At 63.9% G+C, this 18,012-nt stretch carries 11 protein-coding genes, 1 other RNA gene and 5 pseudogenes; 11 read left to right on the top strand and 6 right to left on the bottom strand.

Going from position 1 to position 18,012, the window contains the following annotated elements; genetic code table 11:
• Positions 1-34: 34 nt before the first annotated feature.
• Positions 35-697, bottom strand: a complete 663-nt coding sequence (locus PD885_RS02920; protein WP_088057096.1) for an alpha/beta hydrolase — start codon at positions 695-697, stop codon at positions 35-37.
• 121 nt (positions 698-818) lie between these two features.
• Between PD885_RS02920 and PD885_RS02915 the strand changes: the two are divergent.
• Together PD885_RS02915 and PD885_RS02910 are read left to right on the top strand one after the other, a co-directional pair.
• Positions 819-998 (top strand): annotated as a pseudogene (locus PD885_RS02915) (EamA/RhaT family transporter); the annotation flags it as partial.
• 459 nt (positions 999-1,457) lie between these two features.
• Positions 1,458-2,204, top strand: coding sequence for a type III secretion protein (locus PD885_RS02910; protein ID WP_231895765.1), 747 nt, complete (start codon positions 1,458-1,460; stop codon positions 2,202-2,204).
• A 172-nt stretch (positions 2,205-2,376) separates the two neighbouring features.
• On the opposite strand, the pseudogene PD885_RS02905 reads toward PD885_RS02910, so the two are convergent.
• A pseudogene (locus tag PD885_RS02905) lies at positions 2,377-3,144 on the bottom strand (CobW family GTP-binding protein).
• A gap of 53 nt (positions 3,145-3,197) precedes the next feature.
• On the opposite strand from PD885_RS02905, the gene PD885_RS02900 reads away from it, so the two are divergent.
• Positions 3,198-3,584, top strand: coding sequence for a MerC domain-containing protein (locus tag PD885_RS02900; protein ID WP_002802628.1), 387 nt, complete (start codon positions 3,198-3,200; stop codon positions 3,582-3,584).
• 111 nt (positions 3,585-3,695) lie between these two features.
• Here the strand turns inward: PD885_RS02900 and PD885_RS02895 are convergent, their stop codons facing one another.
• Both PD885_RS02895 and PD885_RS02890 read right to left on the bottom strand, forming a co-directional pair.
• A complete protein-coding gene (locus PD885_RS02895; protein ID WP_088056637.1) occupies positions 3,696-5,414 on the bottom strand; it encodes an ExeM/NucH family extracellular endonuclease in 1,719 nt (572 codons plus the stop codon).
• 283 nt (positions 5,415-5,697) lie between these two features.
• Positions 5,698-6,216: a c-type cytochrome gene (locus PD885_RS02890; RefSeq protein ID WP_002802624.1), complete on the bottom strand. Its 519-nt coding sequence runs from the start codon at positions 6,214-6,216 to the stop codon at positions 5,698-5,700.
• 298 nt (positions 6,217-6,514) lie between these two features.
• On the opposite strand from PD885_RS02890, the pseudogene PD885_RS02885 reads away from it, so the two are divergent.
• The 3 pseudogenes from PD885_RS02885 to PD885_RS02875 form a co-directional block, all read left to right on the top strand.
• Positions 6,515-6,803 (top strand): annotated as a pseudogene (locus PD885_RS02885) (DUF4198 domain-containing protein); the annotation flags it as partial.
• Positions 6,804-6,855: 52 nt separating this feature from the next.
• Positions 6,856-7,270 (top strand): annotated as a pseudogene (locus PD885_RS02880) (PepSY domain-containing protein); the annotation flags it as partial.
• Positions 7,267-7,545 (top strand): annotated as a pseudogene (locus PD885_RS02875) (DUF3325 domain-containing protein). The pseudogenes PD885_RS02880 and PD885_RS02875, both read left to right, overlap by 4 nt.
• Positions 7,546-7,654: 109 nt before the next feature.
• Here PD885_RS02875 and PD885_RS02870 read toward each other — a convergent pair.
• Entirely contained in the window at positions 7,655-8,275 is a 621-nt protein-coding gene (locus PD885_RS02870; protein ID WP_002802619.1) for a TetR/AcrR family transcriptional regulator, read from the bottom strand.
• A 128-nt stretch (positions 8,276-8,403) separates the two neighbouring features.
• Here PD885_RS02870 and PD885_RS02865 point away from each other — a divergent pair, with 128 nt between their 5' ends.
• From PD885_RS02865 to PD885_RS02855, 3 genes are all read left to right on the top strand, one after another.
• Complete coding sequence (locus PD885_RS02865; protein WP_002802617.1) at positions 8,404-9,567, top strand: isovaleryl-CoA dehydrogenase; 1,164 nt, start codon at positions 8,404-8,406, stop codon at positions 9,565-9,567.
• A gap of 10 nt (positions 9,568-9,577) precedes the next feature.
• On the top strand, positions 9,578-11,188 hold the full coding sequence (locus tag PD885_RS02860) for a carboxyl transferase domain-containing protein (protein ID WP_002802615.1): 1,611 nt from the start codon (positions 9,578-9,580) through the stop codon (positions 11,186-11,188).
• Positions 11,189-11,431: 243 nt separating this feature from the next.
• The gene (locus PD885_RS02855) at positions 11,432-13,456 is read left to right on the top strand and encodes an acetyl/propionyl/methylcrotonyl-CoA carboxylase subunit alpha (RefSeq protein ID WP_002802613.1); all 2,025 of its coding nucleotides are present in this window, start codon (positions 11,432-11,434) and stop codon (positions 13,454-13,456) included.
• Positions 13,457-13,466: 10 nt separating this feature from the next.
• Here the strand turns inward: PD885_RS02855 and PD885_RS02850 are convergent.
• A non-coding RNA gene (locus PD885_RS02850) (sX9 sRNA) lies at positions 13,467-13,544 on the bottom strand.
• 92 nt (positions 13,545-13,636) lie between these two features.
• Here PD885_RS02850 and cas1f point away from each other — a divergent pair.
• Positions 13,637-14,626 carry a type I-F CRISPR-associated endonuclease Cas1f gene (cas1f, locus tag PD885_RS02845; RefSeq protein WP_002802611.1) on the top strand — a complete coding sequence of 330 codons (990 nt, stop codon included), beginning with the start codon at positions 13,637-13,639 and terminating at the stop codon, positions 14,624-14,626.
• Positions 14,623-17,988: a type I-F CRISPR-associated helicase Cas3f gene (gene cas3f, locus PD885_RS02840; protein ID WP_002802609.1), complete on the top strand. Its 3,366-nt coding sequence runs from the start codon at positions 14,623-14,625 to the stop codon at positions 17,986-17,988. The genes cas1f and cas3f overlap by 4 nt, the downstream gene beginning before the upstream one ends.
• The last annotated feature ends 24 nt before the right edge of the window (positions 17,989-18,012 follow it).

Below are 18,012 nucleotides of genomic sequence, written 5' to 3'. Positions count from 1 at the left end.
CATCGCTGGGCGATACGCGTGGGCCGTGCCGCGGTCAGACTGCGGCCGGCAACCAGCGCCGGACACCATGCTGGATCGCACCGCGCAGGTCGATCAATTTGCGGTGGAAGAAGTGGCTGGTGTCGGGCATGCGCACCAGCTCGGGTTGCTGCTCCAATGTATCCAACCAGTCGTAAACCGCCTGCGGGTCGACGATTTCGTCGGCATCGCCCTGAATCACCAACCACTGTGCAGGCGGCTGCATACTGCTGAAATCCCAGAGCCCGGCCGGCGGTGCGATCGAAATCAGCGCCTGCGGTTGGAGCGAGCCGGCAGCACGCAACGACACGTACGCGCCAAAGCTGAAACCGCCCAACCACAATGCGTTGCCGGGACGTTGACTGCGCACCCATGCCGCGACGGCACGCAGGTCGTCCTGCTCGCCGTCGCCATGATCGAAGGCGCCGGCCGAGTTGCCGACACTGCGGAAATTGAAGCGCACCACTGTGATGCCCAACTGGCGCAGCGCGCGCGCGGCCATGGTGACGACTTTGTTATGCATGCTGCCGCCCTCGGTGGAGAGCGGATGGCAAATGATAGCGGTGACGGCTTGTACGGCGACGTCCGGCTCAGGCAGATCGACCGCGACATCGAGCGGGCCGATGGGCCCATCCAATGTCAACGCAGCGGATTCGGTGGGGAAAGGAGGATTGGACATGCGCTCATAATAGCCGTCCCGCCGGCCGCGTTCATCGCCCTGCCTGCCGCCGCGTTGCATTGCCCATGCACTATTTTGCTGTCTGCCGCTGTCTGCCGCTGCCCTCGTCTCGGTGCTGTTGAGGCTGCCGCCGCCTGGCCCGGCAACCGTCTTCGCCGGCATGAGTCTGGGCGTGGTCATCCTGGGAGCGCGCGTCGGCAAGCTGGGGTTTGCCGAGCGCATCGGCAGCCGTGGGTGGATGGAGCTATTGCTGGCGGCCCCTGCAATTGCTGCGATCGCTTGGGGTATGCGTCCGGGCTGACGATAAAGCGTTCGGCTTGCGCGACACCAATTCGCGGTGCGCCTCAAGGGGTCGGCATCAGTAGCTAACATGGGCGTCCAAGGCTAATGGGAGTGTGTGATGCGCCTGCCAACTATATTTTCATTTTCGATCAGCCGTCATCGAGTCACCCCGGAACCGCCCAGCGCCACCTCAAGCGACGCGGCAGAGGCGGTTCAAAGAGCGTCACCACAGCAGCCGCTATCTCACGCTCCCAAGTCCGCAGCAGCACAGGGCGCGTCGAAATCGCATCGAGACATGCTTGCGTCAGCGCGTAGATCGCTGTCATCGCTGCGCAAGCAGTTGCCTTTGAGGCGCATGGGCTCTGCAACACTCGAATCAGTAGAGCGCCCGCCTCCGTGTACGGCACCCACCTCGCCCAGTGCAACGCCCAGTCGCACGCAGCAGATGCAAGGGCGGCAAGGCCGCGTCGATGAAAGATTGCAGGCACCCACACCCAACAAAGCGGATCGTGAGCGAGTGCAGCGGCCGGAGCGGCAGCACACCCTGCCGACATTACATTCCGTGGCGATCACGCCCAAGCCGTCGCCATCGTCAGTGCTTTCTCCAGTGCCCCAGCAAGGGCGGCAACCATCACTGCGTGGCTTGAATCAGAAACTGGCAGGGATGAACAAGCAGTGCGGTGAAATTCAAAAGTGCCTGTATGTGCAGGGACGCCAGGCAACTCCAGGTGAGCAAAAAATGCTCAATAATCGTGCGGCCCTGATCGCTCAGCGCAACGAGGTGCGCGATAGTCAGCTCGATGCACTCCTGGCCGCGCTCGCACCGATGGAAGACATCTACGCACCGCAAGCCACGACCAGCGACTTGGGCATCGTTCAAAATGACGCCATGCAGCGGAATCGGCACCAATTACTGAAGATAAACCGCAAATCCTTCGACAAAAAAGAGTTGGCGAAACACTATGCGCGCGCGGAACGGCGCCTGGAGTCTCTGAAGGAAAGCAACGCACCATATCGCCAGGTACAGCGCCTGCAACGCATGATGCAGGGCTATCAAAACATGCTTGCGTTGGAGCAGATCGTTAAAAGCACCGACGACCAGCTGGAAGAAATGGGTTCGCCACGCCTGATGGACAGCATCCCCACCACAGCCAGAGAGCGTCAATTGTCCTTTGAGAAAGCACTGGATGCCCATCAAGAGGCGATCGACAACGGCTACATATGAGATCCGAACATCGGCCCTCGCGCGTGCACGACGCCCGGCGGCAACGTGTGACGCGTGCGACACGCATCCACGTGGTGTCGCGTCCCGCACGCCATGTTGAGGTTTGACAGTCCGTAGCGATTGCATCTTGATTGCAGGCTGGCCGGTGTCGACACCGTGATCCAGGACGCCATCAACGCTTCCGTTGGGGGAACGGATCGTCCAGCAGTTGCCACTGCGCCGGGCCCTGACGCAGGTCCAGGTCGCTCAGCAGGCAGGCATCCAATGCGGAACGGGTGCGCGGGCCATCCATGTCCACACCGATGACCGCCAGCTCCTGACGGCGGTCGCCCCACAGCGGGCGCCACAGCCGCTGCATTGCGGCGTATTCGGTTGCCTCGCCCACTTCGTGCAATTGCGGTAACGGCGCGGTCCAGCACTGCGTCTGCTGCCGCTGCCAACCGATGTCGGGATACGGCAGTAGCGGCCGAGCCGAAATCGGTCAGGAAGCCGCTGCCGTCCACCACCGTTACCATGGTGTCGAGCCGGCTGCGATATCCGACAGGCTGAAGCCGTCCGCATCGCGCACCGCAAAAGTGGCTGCCGCTGGCATCGGCTCGGCAATGTCGGTCGATTCGATCAACAGATAGTCGTAGCGGCCGTGCTCGGTCAATCGACGCACTTCCTGCAGCAGATCTTCGCGCAGCGTGCGGAAGATGCAGCCGTTGCTGAACTCCACCAGCGTCTCTTCAGTGCGTCGCGACGCTGCGCCGCCGTCGCGCATAAACTGTGCATCGATGTTGACCTCGCTTATGTCGTTGACGATCACTACCGCGCGCAGGCCGTCGCGGTTCTGCAGGATGCGATTGAGCAAGTCGGTCTTGCCCGCGCCGAGAAAGCCGCACAACACGGTGACGGGAAGACGCGGATCGCGGGGCGGTGGATACGGGCATCCAGGCAGCCTCGGAGAAGTGGAGTGTTACTCTATAACGCTCATTCGACAGGAGACGCTCGATGCGCGCCCCCGCTTCTCTGCTGGACAGTTCGTCCATCGCCTTATCGGGACTGTGTCTGCTGCATTGCCTGGCGTTGCCACTGCTGGCCGCCGCGCTACCGCTGTTCGGCGCCTGGAGCCAGGCCGAGTGGGTGCATGTGGTGTTCGCCACCGCAGCCGTGCCACTGAGCGGCTATGCGCTGTGGAGCACCCACCGCCGACGCGCGCTGCCGGCACCAGTGTGGGTGCTGGCAATCTTCGGACTGGTGGGCCTGGTGATCGGCGCAGGCGGATGGGCCGGCGGCGCCTTGGAAACACCGATCACAGTGGCCGGCAGCGTGCTGCTGGCCAGCACGCATCTGGTCAATCTGCGACTGCGTGGCCGTGCGGAGCGGTGCGCGAGCTAGGTGAACACCGCCCATCCTTGGGAGAGCCACTTTTCGGGGCAGCGCACCAGAACGCTCAGGCGGCGCGCATCGCGCACATGCCGCTATTTCAAAATCTATTGCCGGCTTGCGCTAAAGCGAAAAGCCCAGCAGCAACGGGTCATGGTCGGAACTGCGCCACACCCCGGGCAGGTTGCGTTTGGCGTAGCCGGCATCGCCCATGACATCGGCATTGATATGCCATTCGACCGCACCGCGTAGCTGTTTGGCCATCGCCGGGCTGAGCAGCGCGTGGTCCAGCCGCCCGCTCATGCCGTAGTAAACATAGCTGTAGGGCTGCTTGACCCCGGCCACTGCGAAGGCGTCCTGCCAGCCGCTGGCCCGCAGGCTGCGCATCGGCGTTTCCATCGCATATGCGTTGAAGTCGCCAAGCAACACCGCAAGCTTGGTCCGCGCACCGGTGGGGTCGGTCTGCAACCATTGGTGCAGGCGCTTGGCCGATTCGGTGCGGGCGGCGTTCCAGCAGGCCTGGCCGTCCTGCTGATCGGTATCGGCCCCGCTGGCATTGCCGCACTCCTTGGACTTGAAATGGTTGGCGACCACCACGAAGGTGACGCCGCAGCTGCTTCGAAACGCCTGTGCCAACGGCACGCGGCTGTGGCTGTCGAACGGCCCGCCGGTCACTGTGGCCGGCGGGCCGACCGGGGTGACCTGCGAGCTGCGATAGACGATGCCGACCCGAATCGCGTCGTTACCCGGGCCGCTGCCGGTGTCGACGAACCGCCAGTCTTTTTCCTCGCCGAAGGCATTGAGCGCGGTCACCAGTTGCGCCACGGCCGCATCGGCGCCGTTACCATCGTTTTCCAGCTCCATCAACGCGACCACATCAGCACGCAACGGCACGATGGTGGACACCAGCTTGGCCAGCTGCGCCTGGAACTGCTCGTGCGTGCGCGCACCGCGTTCGGTCGGAAACCCACCGCCGTGGCCATTGCCGTTGAAGAAGTTTTCCAAATTGAACGAGGCGATGCGCAGATCGCCACCGACCTGCGGCGCCACCGCTGTGGGCATGGCCGGCAGCGTCAGCGAATTCAACATCTGGATGCGGTACTGGCCGTCGTAGCGCTGATCGACGATGCCGTCCACCGACTTGAGCAGGCTGCCGCTGCGCAGCACCGGATCAGCCGGCAGATAGGGCGCCGTCCTGGGGCTGCGGCCGTTGTGCGCATCGTCCAGCAGCACACGGCGCCGCGCGTTGTCGGCGTCCACTTGCGCAAAGGCCGGGGTACCGGCGGCGGCTACTTCGCTTGGCTGCCACAAGCGTCCACCGAAGGCAGCGACCAGCTCGCCGTAAGTGTCCAGACGGTCGCTGCCGTTGAGCGTGAGCGCGGCGATGCGCACATGCTCGCCTTCGAGGGCTTCCCAGTTGGCCGGCGGCCCGCTGAGCATGCGCACCGGCACCGGCTGGCCGCTGGCGAGCCGCTCGATGCTGCTGGCATCCACCGTGGTCAGGCTCGCCTCGCCACCTGCCGAGACTTCGCGAACCGCACCGACGATGCGTACCCGATCGCCTACCGCCACCTCGGCATTACTTGCACCGGTAACGAACAGGCCATGCGAACGCCTCGGCTCAAAACCGGGTTGCTGAACGAACAGGCCAGCCAGACCGACGCGCGTATCTGCAGTGACGATGCCTTCCACTTCGACCACCCGGTCGTCGTAGGGGCTGCGTGTGTCTTCGCCTTGCACATCCGCAATCGTCAGACGTTGCGGCGCGCCGTCGTCGGCGCTGCCGAGCAGCGGGGCCAGCAGACCGATCACACAAAGCACAACCAGCGAGCAACGCGACATCGATACACTCCCAAAAGAGGTAGATCACATGCAAGCGCAGCCCCCAAAGGTGGCGCATGGCGGCCAAGCGCTTTAACAAGCTAACAAAACGCTGTGAAAAGCTACCAGTCGGTGCACAACGAGACTGCTGATGCGCAGCGTGCAGGCGGCGGGGAAGTACGTCCAGTCCGGCGGGTCGGCGCTGGCGTGGTCATGCAGAGGAACCGGAACGCTCAAATGACACTGACGACCGTGACCGTGCCAGCGCGCGGCATCCGCAACTGCTGGCTGGCACACCGATCGCTTATTTCAGATTGGCCAGCATCCAATCGACCGTGGCACGTACCTGTTCTTCAGTCAGCGCCGGATTGCCACCCTTGGGCGGCATGATGCCGCCGTCCGGTCCGCTATAGCCTTCGATCGCGTGCTTGTACAAAGTGTCCTTGCCCTGGGCGATACGCGCGTCCCAGTGCGCATGGTCCAGCGTCGGCGCCTTGCCCACGCCGTTGGTGTGGCAGGCAGTGCACAGGTTGTCGAAGATAGTCTTGCCATCGGTGCTGCCACCGTAGGCGGACTGCGAGGCGGTCTTGGCCAAGGCTGCGGCCTGCGCCGCGGCTTGCGCGGACGCGCCAGTGGTGCCGGCGTACACCGCACCTGCAGGAGCGATGCGTTGCTGCACGCGTTTGGCGGCGGTGGGTGAGACTTCGTCGGGGACAGCGCGTTGCAAATAGGCTGCCAGGGCGATCAGGCCCAGGGTGATCACTATCAATAATCCGATCACCATCGAGAATTTTTTCAGAAACTCGAGGTCGTAATTCCGCACGCGCTCACCCCTGGCTGTTGGTCGAAGACCTCTGCTAGCGCCGGAGTATAGAGCACAGTTCGCACCAGTCTGACCAGCGCGCATGACAGCTGTCGCAGCTTTGCGTACTGCGCCTTGGCGGGCTGCAAATCTTGTACAGACACACGCTCGCGCCCGCTGAGAGATTGCCGCGATGCCGCATAGCGACACCGGTAGGCATTGCCGGCTTTGTCGGCCAGCCCCCCCTAATCGTAGTTTGATAACCACAGGCTCCTCGGCCTCTGCGTGCCTGGATAGCGCATTGGTCTCTCTTATGGGACCGGCGCAGGAAACCCTCGATCACGGCGGAGACGAGATCAAGCGCGTGGTGAAGCCGACCGTTTTCGGCATTGCCGGCAAGGCCGGTGCACTACAGCGCGGCAGCGACCTTCCTCACCGCGCCACTCTCCGGCAACGACGATGCCTGGTTGAGCGACTACAGCGTATTCGCGCCGTGGAAGGCCGAGGCCGGCGGTTTCGTGACGGTAAGCTATTACGCACGTGACGGTCGCGCCACGCCCTCGCCCAAGCTCGCTTTGGAACTGGTGCCCACCGCTGCGAGCAGCAATATTCAGTGGGGTGATCAAGCACAAGAAAATCTTCAAGGACTTCTTTACTTTTCGCCCGGGCAAAGGCCTGCGCCTGATGGATGCGCTCAACATCGGCGCTGTCGCCGGCTTGCCGATCGCCTTCACCAGTTTCTTCTCGGCAAACCGGTTGTTGCCGGTGACGTTGGAGGCGCGGGCTGCAATGGAAGCGAACCTGTTCTTTGTCGCCTGGGCCACAGCGTTATTGGCCGCGTTCGTTTGGCCGCGTCGCGCAATGGGGAGCTGGCAGCTGTATCTGGGCGTGAGGTTGCCGGCCGGGCAATGGACGCTGGCCGGTGTCGATCTGGTGTGTCCGGAACTGGGCGTGTGTCTGGATATTGGCGCTTGCAGCATTGAGAAGTGCACCGCAGCCCGCGTGTGCGCGACGTGTGTGTGCCGCTGCCGCCGTGCCCGTGCAGGGCAGCGTACCGATGCAGGAAAGTGCATGAGCGTACTGCTGTTGCTGGCGCCGAATTTGTCTGGATTGGCAGCCTTTTGCCTGGCGATGGACAAGCATCAACGACAGGTGCATGCCCGCATGCTGGGCGCTACGCGCTCGCGGCAGCTGCGTGCGCAGGGCTGGGGAATCGGTTAGGCAGTGTGGCTGGGCACGTTGACCGGCGCGGCAGCGCTGTTGTCGCTGCCGTAGCGGCGTGGCCTGATCCTACCGACGGCTGTGGCGGCGCCGGTGCTGGCCGCAGTGGCGCACTTGCTGGTGGACTGATCGGTCAGGGCCAGGGAAGTGAGGACGGCGGCCATCGCACGACTCCGGCAAGGGAATGCACAGTCAGGTGCATCGGAGCAGCAAAGCGGGTCGTGAGGTCAGTGCGAGGTCAGCGCGCAGCCTGTCGCGCGCCGACCGCACGCAAACAAAAGCCACAGATCGCTTCGACCAGCTGTTCGCCTTGCTGCGAATCGCCACGGCTGGGCGCAACCGGCCCCACCAGGGCCTCGGTAAAGGCGCCGACGATGCAGGCCGCAGCCGCATCCAACGACTGCTCGGGGAATTCGCCAGCTGCAATACCTTCGGCAAGCAGCTGGCGAAACACCTCGCCAAACAAACGCCGGCCGCGGATGCGCTCGGCATCTACCTCGCCCTCCACCGGTTCGGCGATGAAGGCGTAGGCCAGCGCCGGGCCCGCCAAGGCACGCCGCACGAAGGTAGTGATCGCATTGCGCAGGCGCTCGGCGGCGCTGGCCTGCGTGGTGATAATGGCGCGCAGGATGGTCATTTCGCGCTGTACGGCGGCGTTGAGAACTTCTACAAACAACTCAGCTTTGGACGGAAAATGTCGGTAAATCTGCCCGGTCGAAACACCTGCGGCGGCGGCGACTGCGGTGACCGGCGCATTGCGGTAGCCGCCTTCAGCGATCAAGGCCCGGGCCGCGTGCAGTATGCGTTCGCGGTTGCCGGCCAGGCGTTCTTCCATCAGGGCGGAGCGTCGATAAGCCATGGTGAGATTCTGGGTTCAATAGCTGAATTTTAGTTCACTTTTTTGTTGCGTACCGCTAGGCTGCTCACAAACGCCGCGCAGCCTGCCCGCTCCCACCGGGCACGTCCAGATCATTGTGGAGTCGCTCCATGCATGTGCCGTCCTTGAACTTCGAGCTTGGCGAAGAGATCGATCTGCTGCGCGAAAGCGTCGCGGCCTTCGCCAGCCACCATGTCGCCCCGCTCGCCGCCGCGGCCGATCACGACAATGTCTTTCCCGCGCAGCTGTGGCGTCTGTTCGGCGCGCAGGGCCTACTCGGCCTGACCGTGGAGGAAGACTACGGCGGCAGTGGCATGGGCTACCTGGCCCATGTGGTGGCGATGGAAGAAATCTCGCGGGCCGGTGGCGCGATCGGCTTGTCGTACGGCGCGCATTCGAATTTGTGTCTCAACCAGCTGCGCAAAAACGCCACGCCCGAACAGAAACAGCGCTATCTGCAGAAATTGTGCACTGGCGAGTATGTCGGCGCGCTGGCGATGAGCGAGGCCGGCTCCGGCTCGGATGTGGTGTCGATGAAGCTGCGTGCCGATGCGCGCGGCGACTGCTACGTGCTCAATGGCAGCAAGATGTGGATCACCAACGGCCCCGATGCCCATGTGTTGGTGGTGTACGCCAAGACCGATCCGGATGCGGGTGCACGCGGCATCACCGCATTCATCGTCGAAAAGGGCATGCCGGGGTTTTCCACCGCACAGAAACTCGACAAGCTGGGCATGCGCGGCTCCAATACCTGCGAGCTGGTGTTCAACGAGTGCGAAGTGCCTGCCGAAAACGTGCTCGGCACGCTCAACGGTGGCGTGCGAGTGTTGATGTCCGGCCTGGATTTCGAACGCGCGGTGTTGGCTGGCGGCCCGCTCGGGTTGATGGCCGCCGCCATGGATGTGGTGCTGCCGTACGTGCACGAACGCAGGCAGTTCGGCGAGCCGATCGGCACCTTCCAGTTGATGCAGGCCAAGCTGGCCGACATGTACGTGGGGCTCAACGCTTGCCGCGCGTATGTCTACGCTGTGGCGCGCGCCTGCGATGCGGGGCGCACCACGCGCCAGGATGCGGCCGGTGCCATTTTGTATGCGGCCGAAAAAGCCACCTGGCTCACCGGCCAGGCGATCCAGGTGCTGGGTGGCAACGGCTACATCAACGACTACCCCACCGGGCGCTTGTGGCGCGATGCCAAGCTGTATGAGATTGGTGCGGGCACCTCGGAGATCCGACGTATGTTGATCGGCCGCGAGTTGTTCGATCGCACCGCCTGACGGAGCCATCATGAGCGTGATCAACAGCCAGCTGCAGGTCAGCGGCGAGAGTTTTCAACACAACCTCGCTGCGATGCGCGCGGTGATCGACGATCTGCGCCGCACGCTGGCGCAGATCGCGCTGGGCGGTAGCGATGCCGCACGTGCAAAGCACACCGCGCGCGGCAAGTTGCTGGTGCGCGAGCGCATCGACGCATTGCTGGATCCGGGCAGCGCGTTGCTGGAGATCGCGCCACTCGCCGCGCATGGCATGTACGCCGATCAGGTGCCGTGCGCGGGCGTGGTGGCGGGCATCGGGCGCGTGTCCGGCGTTGAATGCGTGATCGTGGCCAACGATGCTACTGTCAAGGGCGGCACCTACTATCCGATGACGGTGAAGAAACATCTGCGTGCACAAGAAATCGCGCAACAGAATCGCCTGCCGTGCATTTATCTGGTCGATTCCGGCGGTGCGTTCTTGCCGCTGCAAGATGAAGTATTTCCGGATCGCGATCACTTCGGGCGCATTTTCTACAACCAGGCCAATCTCTCTGCCAGCGGCATTGCGCAAATCGCTTGTGTGATGGGCTCATGCACCGCCGGTGGTGCCTACGTGCCCGCAATGAGCGATGAAACGGTGATCGTGCGCGAGCAAGGCACGATTTTTCTCGGCGGCCCGCCATTGGTCAAGGCCGCCACCGGCGAAGAAGTCAGTACCGAAGAACTGGGCGGCGCCGATGTACACACGCGTATCTCCGGCGTGGCCGATCACTTTGCCGACAACGATCTGCAGGCATTGGCACGTGTGCGCGCCATCATTGCGCAGCTCAACTGGCGCAAACCGGCCGCATCGCTGGCACTGCAGAAACCGTTGCCGCCGCGCTATGGTGCCGACGAACTGTATGGCGTGATTCCTGCCAATACGCGCAAACCGTTCGATGTACGCGAGGTGATCGCGCGTATCGTCGACGACTCGCGGCTGGACGAATTCAAACCACGCTACGGCAGTACGTTGGTGACAGGCTTTGCGCATCTGCATGGCTACCCGGTCGGCATCATCGCCAACAACGGCATTCTGTTTTCCGAGTCCGCGCTCAAGGGCGCGCACTTCATCGAACTGTGCACACAGCGGGGCATTCCGCTGGTGTTTCTGCAGAACATTACCGGCTTTATGGTCGGGCGCAAATACGAACACGCTGGCATCGCCAAGGATGGCGCCAAGCTGGTGATGGCGGTGGCCTGCGCCAAGGTGCCGAAGTTCACCGTGGTGATCGGCGGCTCGTTCGGTGCCGGCAATTACGGCATGTGCGGCCGCGCGTACTCGCCGAATTTCCTGTGGATGTGGCCGAATGCGCGCATCGGGGTGATGGGCGGTGAGCAGGCCGCCAGCGTGCTGGCCACGGTGCGCCGCGACGGCATCGAAACCAAGGGCGGCGCATGGTCGGGCGAAGAAGAAGAGGCGTTCAAGGCGCCGATCCGTGCGCAGTTCGAGCAGCAAGGCCATCCGTATTACGCCAGCGCACGGCTATGGGACGACGGCATCATCGATCCTGCCGATACGCGTCGCGTGCTTGGGCTGGGGTTGTCGGCCGCGCTGAATGCGCCGATCGAGCCGACACGCTTCGGCGTGTTTCGGATGTGAGGTGGTGAAGCGCGCGTGCATTGGCATTGCTGCGCGCTGCGATCGCGGATGCATCTGCCTTTGGGTGCACGCCGCGGAGTTCGCTACTTGAGTGCCCGCACTGTTTGATCTCCAGACAGCTGGCGGCGTTGTTGCACAGCAGAGACAAACTTCCATCGCAGTCAAAGCTTTCATGCATTACGCGCAACCGTTTCTTCTTCGTAGCGCCACCCGCCGCCCCAGCGACGTGCAGAGACTTATCCGATGACCCAGCGCGACCCCATCGCCGCAGCAACGCAGCCGTACTTCGACAAAATCCTGATCGCCAATCGCGGCGAGATCGCGTGCCGCGTCGTCGCGACCTGTCGCAAGCTCGGCATCGCCACTGTAGCGGTGTACTCGGATGCAGACCGCGATGCACGACATGTGCGGCTGGCCGACGAGGCGATTCATATCGGTGCGGCACCGGCGCAGCAAAGCTATCTGCGCGGCGCTGCGATTGTGGATGCGGCACGCGCAAGCGGCGCGCAGGCGATCCATCCCGGTTATGGATTTCTCTCTGAAAACGCAGCGTTCGCCGACGCATGTGCGCAGGCCGGCATCGTGTTTATCGGTCCGCCGGCAGCCGCAATCCGCGCGATGGGCGACAAAAGTGCAGCCAAGGCGTTGATGCAACGTGCCGGCGTGCCGCTGACCCCGGGCTACCACGGCGACGAGCAGGCCCCGACCTTCCTGCGTGCGCAGGCCGATGCGATCGGTTACCCGGTCTTGATCAAGGCCATTGCTGGCGGTGGCGGCAAGGGCATACGTCGGGTGGACGCCAGCGACGCATTCGAAGAGGCGTTGGCCAGCTGCCAGCGTGAGGCGCAATCGGCGTTCGGCGATGCGCAAGTGTTGGTGGAGAAATACGTCGAGCGCCCGCGCCATATCGAGATTCAGGTATTTGGCGATACGCACGGGGACGTGGTGTACCTGTTCGAGCGCGATTGCTCGGTGCAGCGTCGGCATCAAAAAGTGTTGGAAGAAGCGCCGGCTCCCGGCATGACCGAACAACGCCGCGCGGCAATGGGCAAGGCCGCCGTGGATGCGGCGCGCGCAGTGGGCTACGTCGGTGCGGGCACAGTGGAATTCATTGCCGGACCGGACGGTGATTTTTATTTCATGGAAATGAACACCCGGCTGCAGGTCGAGCACCCGGTGACCGAATTGATCACCGGTACCGATCTGGTCGAATGGCAACTGCGCGTTGCAGCAGGCGAGCCATTGCCGCGTCGTCAGCACGCGCTCAGCATTCACGGGCATGCGCTGGAAGCGCGCCTGTATGCCGAAGATGCCGAGCGCGGCTTTTTGCCTTCGACCGGCACGCTGCGCCAGCTGCAGTTACCTGCCGCCAGTGCCCACGTACGCGTCGATGCCGGCGTGGAGCAAGGCGACACCATCAGCCCGTACTACGACCCGATGATTGCCAAGCTGATCGTGTGGGATGTCGATCGCCCCGCCGCGCTGGCGCGCATGCGCGAGGCGTTGGCGCAGTTCCATGCGGTGGGCGTCACCACCAACAGCGTGTTTCTCGCACGCCTGATCGGCACCGAATCGTTTGCCTCCGCCAATCTGGACACCGCATTGATCGAGCGCGAGCATGCAGCGTTGTTTCCGGATGCGGTCAGGCCGGGCAGCGCCTGGTGCTTGGCGGCAGTGTTGATTGCCGAGTCGTTGCCGAAGGCCGCGGCAGATCCAGCCGACCCATTTTCGCCGTGGCAGCACAGCGATGGCTGGCGCATCGGCGCGCATGCGGCGCAGGCCGTGATGCTGGAGGCAGGCGGTGAGCGCCGCCAGTTCGGGGTACGTCGGCTTGTCGATGGCTGGCAAGTAACGTCTGCAGGCAACACCCACACATTGCGCTACCACGCGCAGGACAACGCAGTGCGCGTGGAAATGGATGGTCGGCAATGGCGCATGCAGACGTTGCGTGACGGCAACATGCTGACCCTGATCGGTGCCACGCAGCGGGTGGTGTTCCGTCACCACGACGCGCTGGTCGAGGCGGATCAGCCGGCGCACGACGCCGGCGGGCTGACCGCACCAACGCCCGGCCGCATCGTATCGCTGGTTGCAGCGGTGGGTCAGCCTGTCACCCGCGGGCAAGCCTTGGTGGTGCTCGAAGCGATGAAGATGGAGCACACCCTGCACGCACCCAGCGACGGCATCGTAAAAGCGTATCTGGCTGCGGAAGGCGATCTGGTATCTGACGGCGTCGCGCTGGTGGAATTTGTGTCCACGTCCGCTTAGCGATTAGATTGGCTAACGACACGTAGCGGGCAGTCGCCAGACGGGTGCGGACGGCGCGGAGGAACCTTAACTTGTACAAGTGGTACATGAGGATTCCGGGCACCGGGCGCGGCCGCTTGGCGATTGCGCAGTAATTTTGTTGGCCATTCTAATTGCTGCCCCAGCCAGGAAACCGAGCAAATGGACGAGCTATCGGCTTCAGATCTCAAGACCATCCTGCATTCCAAGCGGGCGAACATCTATTACCTGCAGCATTGCCGCGTGCTGGTCAACGGTGGTCGCGTGGAGTACGTCACCGACGCAGGCAAACGCTCGCTGTATTGGAATATCCCCATCGCCAATACCACCACGGTATTGCTCGGCACCGGCACGTCCATCACCCAGGCCGCGATGCGCGAGCTGGCCAAAGCTGGGGTGCTGGTCGGGTTTTGCGGCGGTGGCGGTACACCGTTGTTCTCGGCCAACGAGATAGACGTGGAAGTGGCCTGGTTCTCGCCGCAGAGCGAGTATCGCCCGACCGAATATCTGCAGGCCTGGGTGTCGTTCTGGTTCGACGACGACTTGCGCCTGATGGCGGCCAAGGCATTCCAGCAGGCCCGCGCGGTACGCATCGGCGAACAGTGGCAGCAGCGCGCACTCAAGGACGCCGGCTTTGCGCCGGATGCAGCCAGGCTGGAAGCCCTTCTGGGCAAGACACGCCGCAACATCGAACAGGCGCAGGACAATGCGTCATTGCTGACCGAAGAAGCCAGGCTGACCAAGGCCTTGTTCAAGCTGGCGGTCGACACCGTCGGCTATGGCGATTTCACTCGCGCCAAGCGCGGCACGGGCGGCGACCCGGCCAATCGCTTTCTCGACCACGGCAATTATCTGGCCTACGGGCTGGGCGCCACCGCCAGTTGGGTGCTGGGCCTGCCGCATGGACTGGCCGTGCTGCATGGCAAGACGCGCCGCGGCGGGCTGGTGTTCGACATCGCCGATCTGGTGAAGGACGCCAGCATCCTGCCGCAAGCGTTCCTGTCGGCAATGCGTGGCGACGACGAGCAGGCGTTTCGGCGCAACTGCATCGAAGCGCTCACCCGCAGCGAGGCGCTGGATTTCATGCTGGACACGCTCAAGGCAGTGGCACTGCAGACAGCGGCGGCCGGGCAGGCGGATCCGGCGCCGTGAACATCCTGCTGATCTCGCAGTGCGACAAGCGCGCATTGACCGAAACCCGCCGCATCCTCGACCAATTCGCCGAGCGGCGTGGCGATCGCACCTGGCAATCGCCCATCACCGAGGCCGGCCTGACGACGCTGCGCAAACTGCTGCGCAAAACCGCGCGCAAGAACAGCGCCATCGCCTGCCACTGGATTCGCGGCCGCGATCATTCCGAGCTGCTGTGGATCGTCGGCGATGCGCGTCGCTTCAATGCCGAAGGCGCAGTGCCGACCAATACCAGCACGCGCAACATCCTGCGCCGCGACGACGAAAACGACTGGCATCGCGCCGAAGACATCCGCCTGCTCGCCCAGCTTGCCGCCTTGTTTCACGATCTGGGCAAAGCCAGCATCGCCTTCCAGGCACGCCTGCGTGGAAACTTGCGCGAACGCAACCTGTATCGCCACGAATGGGTCTCGCTGCGGCTGTTCCAGGCGTTCGTCGGCAGCGACGACGACGCAGGCTGGCTGCAACGGTTGGCCGACCCGCACGCCTTCGTCGAGGCGGACTGGCTTGCCAACGGGCGCTATCAACGCGATGGCATCGATGCAACATCGCGCTATCCCTTTCGCGAACTGCCACCGCTTGCCGCGGCCGTGGCGTGGTTGGTGCTCACGCATCACCGGCTTCCAGTCGTACCGGTCCGGCAGGACAACGGCAGGCAGGACTGGCTAGGCAAGCGTGCGCTGAACTTCAACCCGGCCTGGCTGGAAACACCTCTATCGCTGGTGGCGCACGACTGGAACGAGATTGCGCAGCCCGCCGAACCCGACAGCGTCCTGTCGTACTGGACACCTGCCGGATCGTTGCCGGTGACGGAACCAAAATGGCGCGCACAGGCCGCGCGGCTGGCCAAGCGTCTGCTCGCACTGCGCCTGCGTCGCGATCAGAGCTGGCTGGACAATCTTTACGTCCTGCATCTGGCGCGGCTGACGTTGATGCTGGCAGACCATCATTACTCGGCCCTGCCCAAGAGCTCGCCGCTGCGCGTGCATGGCGATGGCAAGACGCAGCTCTACGCCAATACCGACCGCGAAGGCCTCAAACAACCGTTGGACGAGCACCTGCTTGGCGTCGCCCGCGATGCCGGGCTGATCGCCCATGCCTTGCCCGGCTTCGAGCGCCATCTGCCCAGACTGGCCAACCACCGCGGCCTGCGCAAACGCAGTGCCGATCCGCGTTTCGCCTGGCAGGACAAGGCCTTCGACGCAGCCACCGCAATGCGCGAGGCAGCGCGCGAACACGGCGCCTTTATCGTCAACATGGCTTCGACCGGCTGCGGCAAAACGCTGGCCAATGCGCGCATCCTCTATGCACTGGCCGATCCGCAGCAGGGCCTGCGTGCCACCTACGCCTTGGGCCTGCGCACGCTCACCCTGCAGACCGGGCGCAGCTTCCGCACCGACCTGCATCTGGGCGAGGACGAACTGGCCATCCGCGTCGGCGGTTCGGCCAGCCGCGCATTATTCGAGTTTTACGCGCAACAAGCCGAAGCGCACGGCTCGGCCTCGGTGCAGGATCTGCTCGACGAAGACAGCCACGTGCTCTACGAAGGCGTCACCGCCGACCACCCACTGCTGTCGCGTGCGCTACACGATCCGGATATCGGCAAACTGTTGTCGGCGCCGGTGCTGGTCTGCACCGTGGACCACATGGTGCCGGCGACCGAATCGTTGCGCGCCGGCCGCCAGATCGCACCGATGCTGCGCTTGATGAGTGCCGATCTGATTCTTGACGAGCTGGACGACTACGACCTCAACGACCTGCCGGCGCTGACCCGGCTGGTGCAATGGGCCGGCATGCTGGGCACGCGCGTGCTGCTGTCATCGGCCACGCTGCCGCCGTCGCTGGTGGCCGGCATGTACCTGGCCTACTGCGCCGGTCGACAGCGGTATCGGCATAACCGTGGCCAGGATGGCGGTCAAGCTGGCGCCGCGATCGACGTTCCCTGTCTGTGGAGCGACGAGTTCGGTGTGCAGTCCGCCACGTGCGTCGGCGGCACAGGCTTTCTCGACCAGCACATGCAGTTCGTCGAAAAACGCATCGCCACGCTCGCCAAGGCCCCAGCCCTACGGCGCGGCGAACTGCTGCCGCTGGATCTGCCACGCAACCTGCCGGATGCACAGCTGCATGAGCAGTTCGCACCGTATGTACGCGACGCCTGCCTGCGCCTGCACCACGCGCATGCCGAACCCGATCCGGTCAGCGGCAAGCGCATCAGCTTCGGGCTGGTACGCATGGCCAATATCGAGCCGCTGTTCGACGTTGCGCAGGCACTGCATGCGGCCGGCGCGCCGGAGGGCACGCAGATCCACCTGTGCGTCTATCACGCCCGCTTTCCGCTAGTGCAGCGTTCGGCCATCGAGCATCAACTCGACCAGGCCTTCAACCGGCGCGGCGATGGCAACGGCGTCTATCGCCTGCCGGGTATCCGCGCCCTGATCGACGCACACCCCGCACGCGAGCAACTGTTCGTGGTACTGGCATCGCCAGTCTGCGAAGTCGGCCGCGATTGGGATGCCGACTGGGCGGTGGCCGAGCCCTCCTCCATGCGTTCGCTGATCCAACTGGCCGGGCGCGTGCAGCGCCATCGTGGGAAGGCCGGCGCAACGCCCAACGTGCTGATCTTCGATACCAACGTACGGCATTTCCGCAAGGGCGGGCAGGGCGGGCCGACCTACATCAGGCCAGGCTTCGAGAAAGAAGGAAGTGGGAAAGAAGCGGGCAAATTCCGCCTGAAAACGCCGTGGCTACGCGAACTGCTGCGCGAAGACGACTACCGCACGCTCAGCGCCGTGCCACGCATTCGCCCACGCCCCGACAACGCGCAGTGGGAGCCTTCCGAACGCTTGGTGGATCTGGAGCAGAAGCGCATCGCCGCCAGCATGCTGACGCAGGCAAACGCCACGTCGCTGGAGCGCGACCACGCCTTCGCCGCCCGTAAACACCCGCATGCCTCCCTGACCGGGTTACTGCCGCAACAGCAACCATTCCGCGACGACAACCAGCCCCGCGTCACCCTGGTGTTCCTGCCGGACGACAACGAGGTGCCGCGACTGCATCGCGTCGAGAGATCCCCCGACCGTCATGCCGCCGACCTGTATGTCCGCATCGAGCAGAGCCAGCGCCATGACCTCGCACTGGCATCGGCACCAGGCATCGGACCATGGGGGCGCTTCGAGTTGATGAATCTGCTCATCGAGCAGGCCGATTCCCTCGACCTGTCATTGGAGGAGTGCGCCAGGAAGTTCACGACAGTAGACGTGCCGGCCAGCGAAACCGGCTGGCGTTATCACCCGTGGCTGGGGTTTGCGAAGTTCAAAGGATGATCGGTTGCTGCGTCTCATCCCGTG

This window comes from Xanthomonas fragariae (genome assembly GCF_900183975.1).
In the GTDB taxonomy this organism is placed as follows: Bacteria; Pseudomonadota; Gammaproteobacteria; order Xanthomonadales; family Xanthomonadaceae; genus Xanthomonas; species Xanthomonas fragariae.
This window is presented reverse-complemented; position numbering and strand designations above follow the sequence as displayed.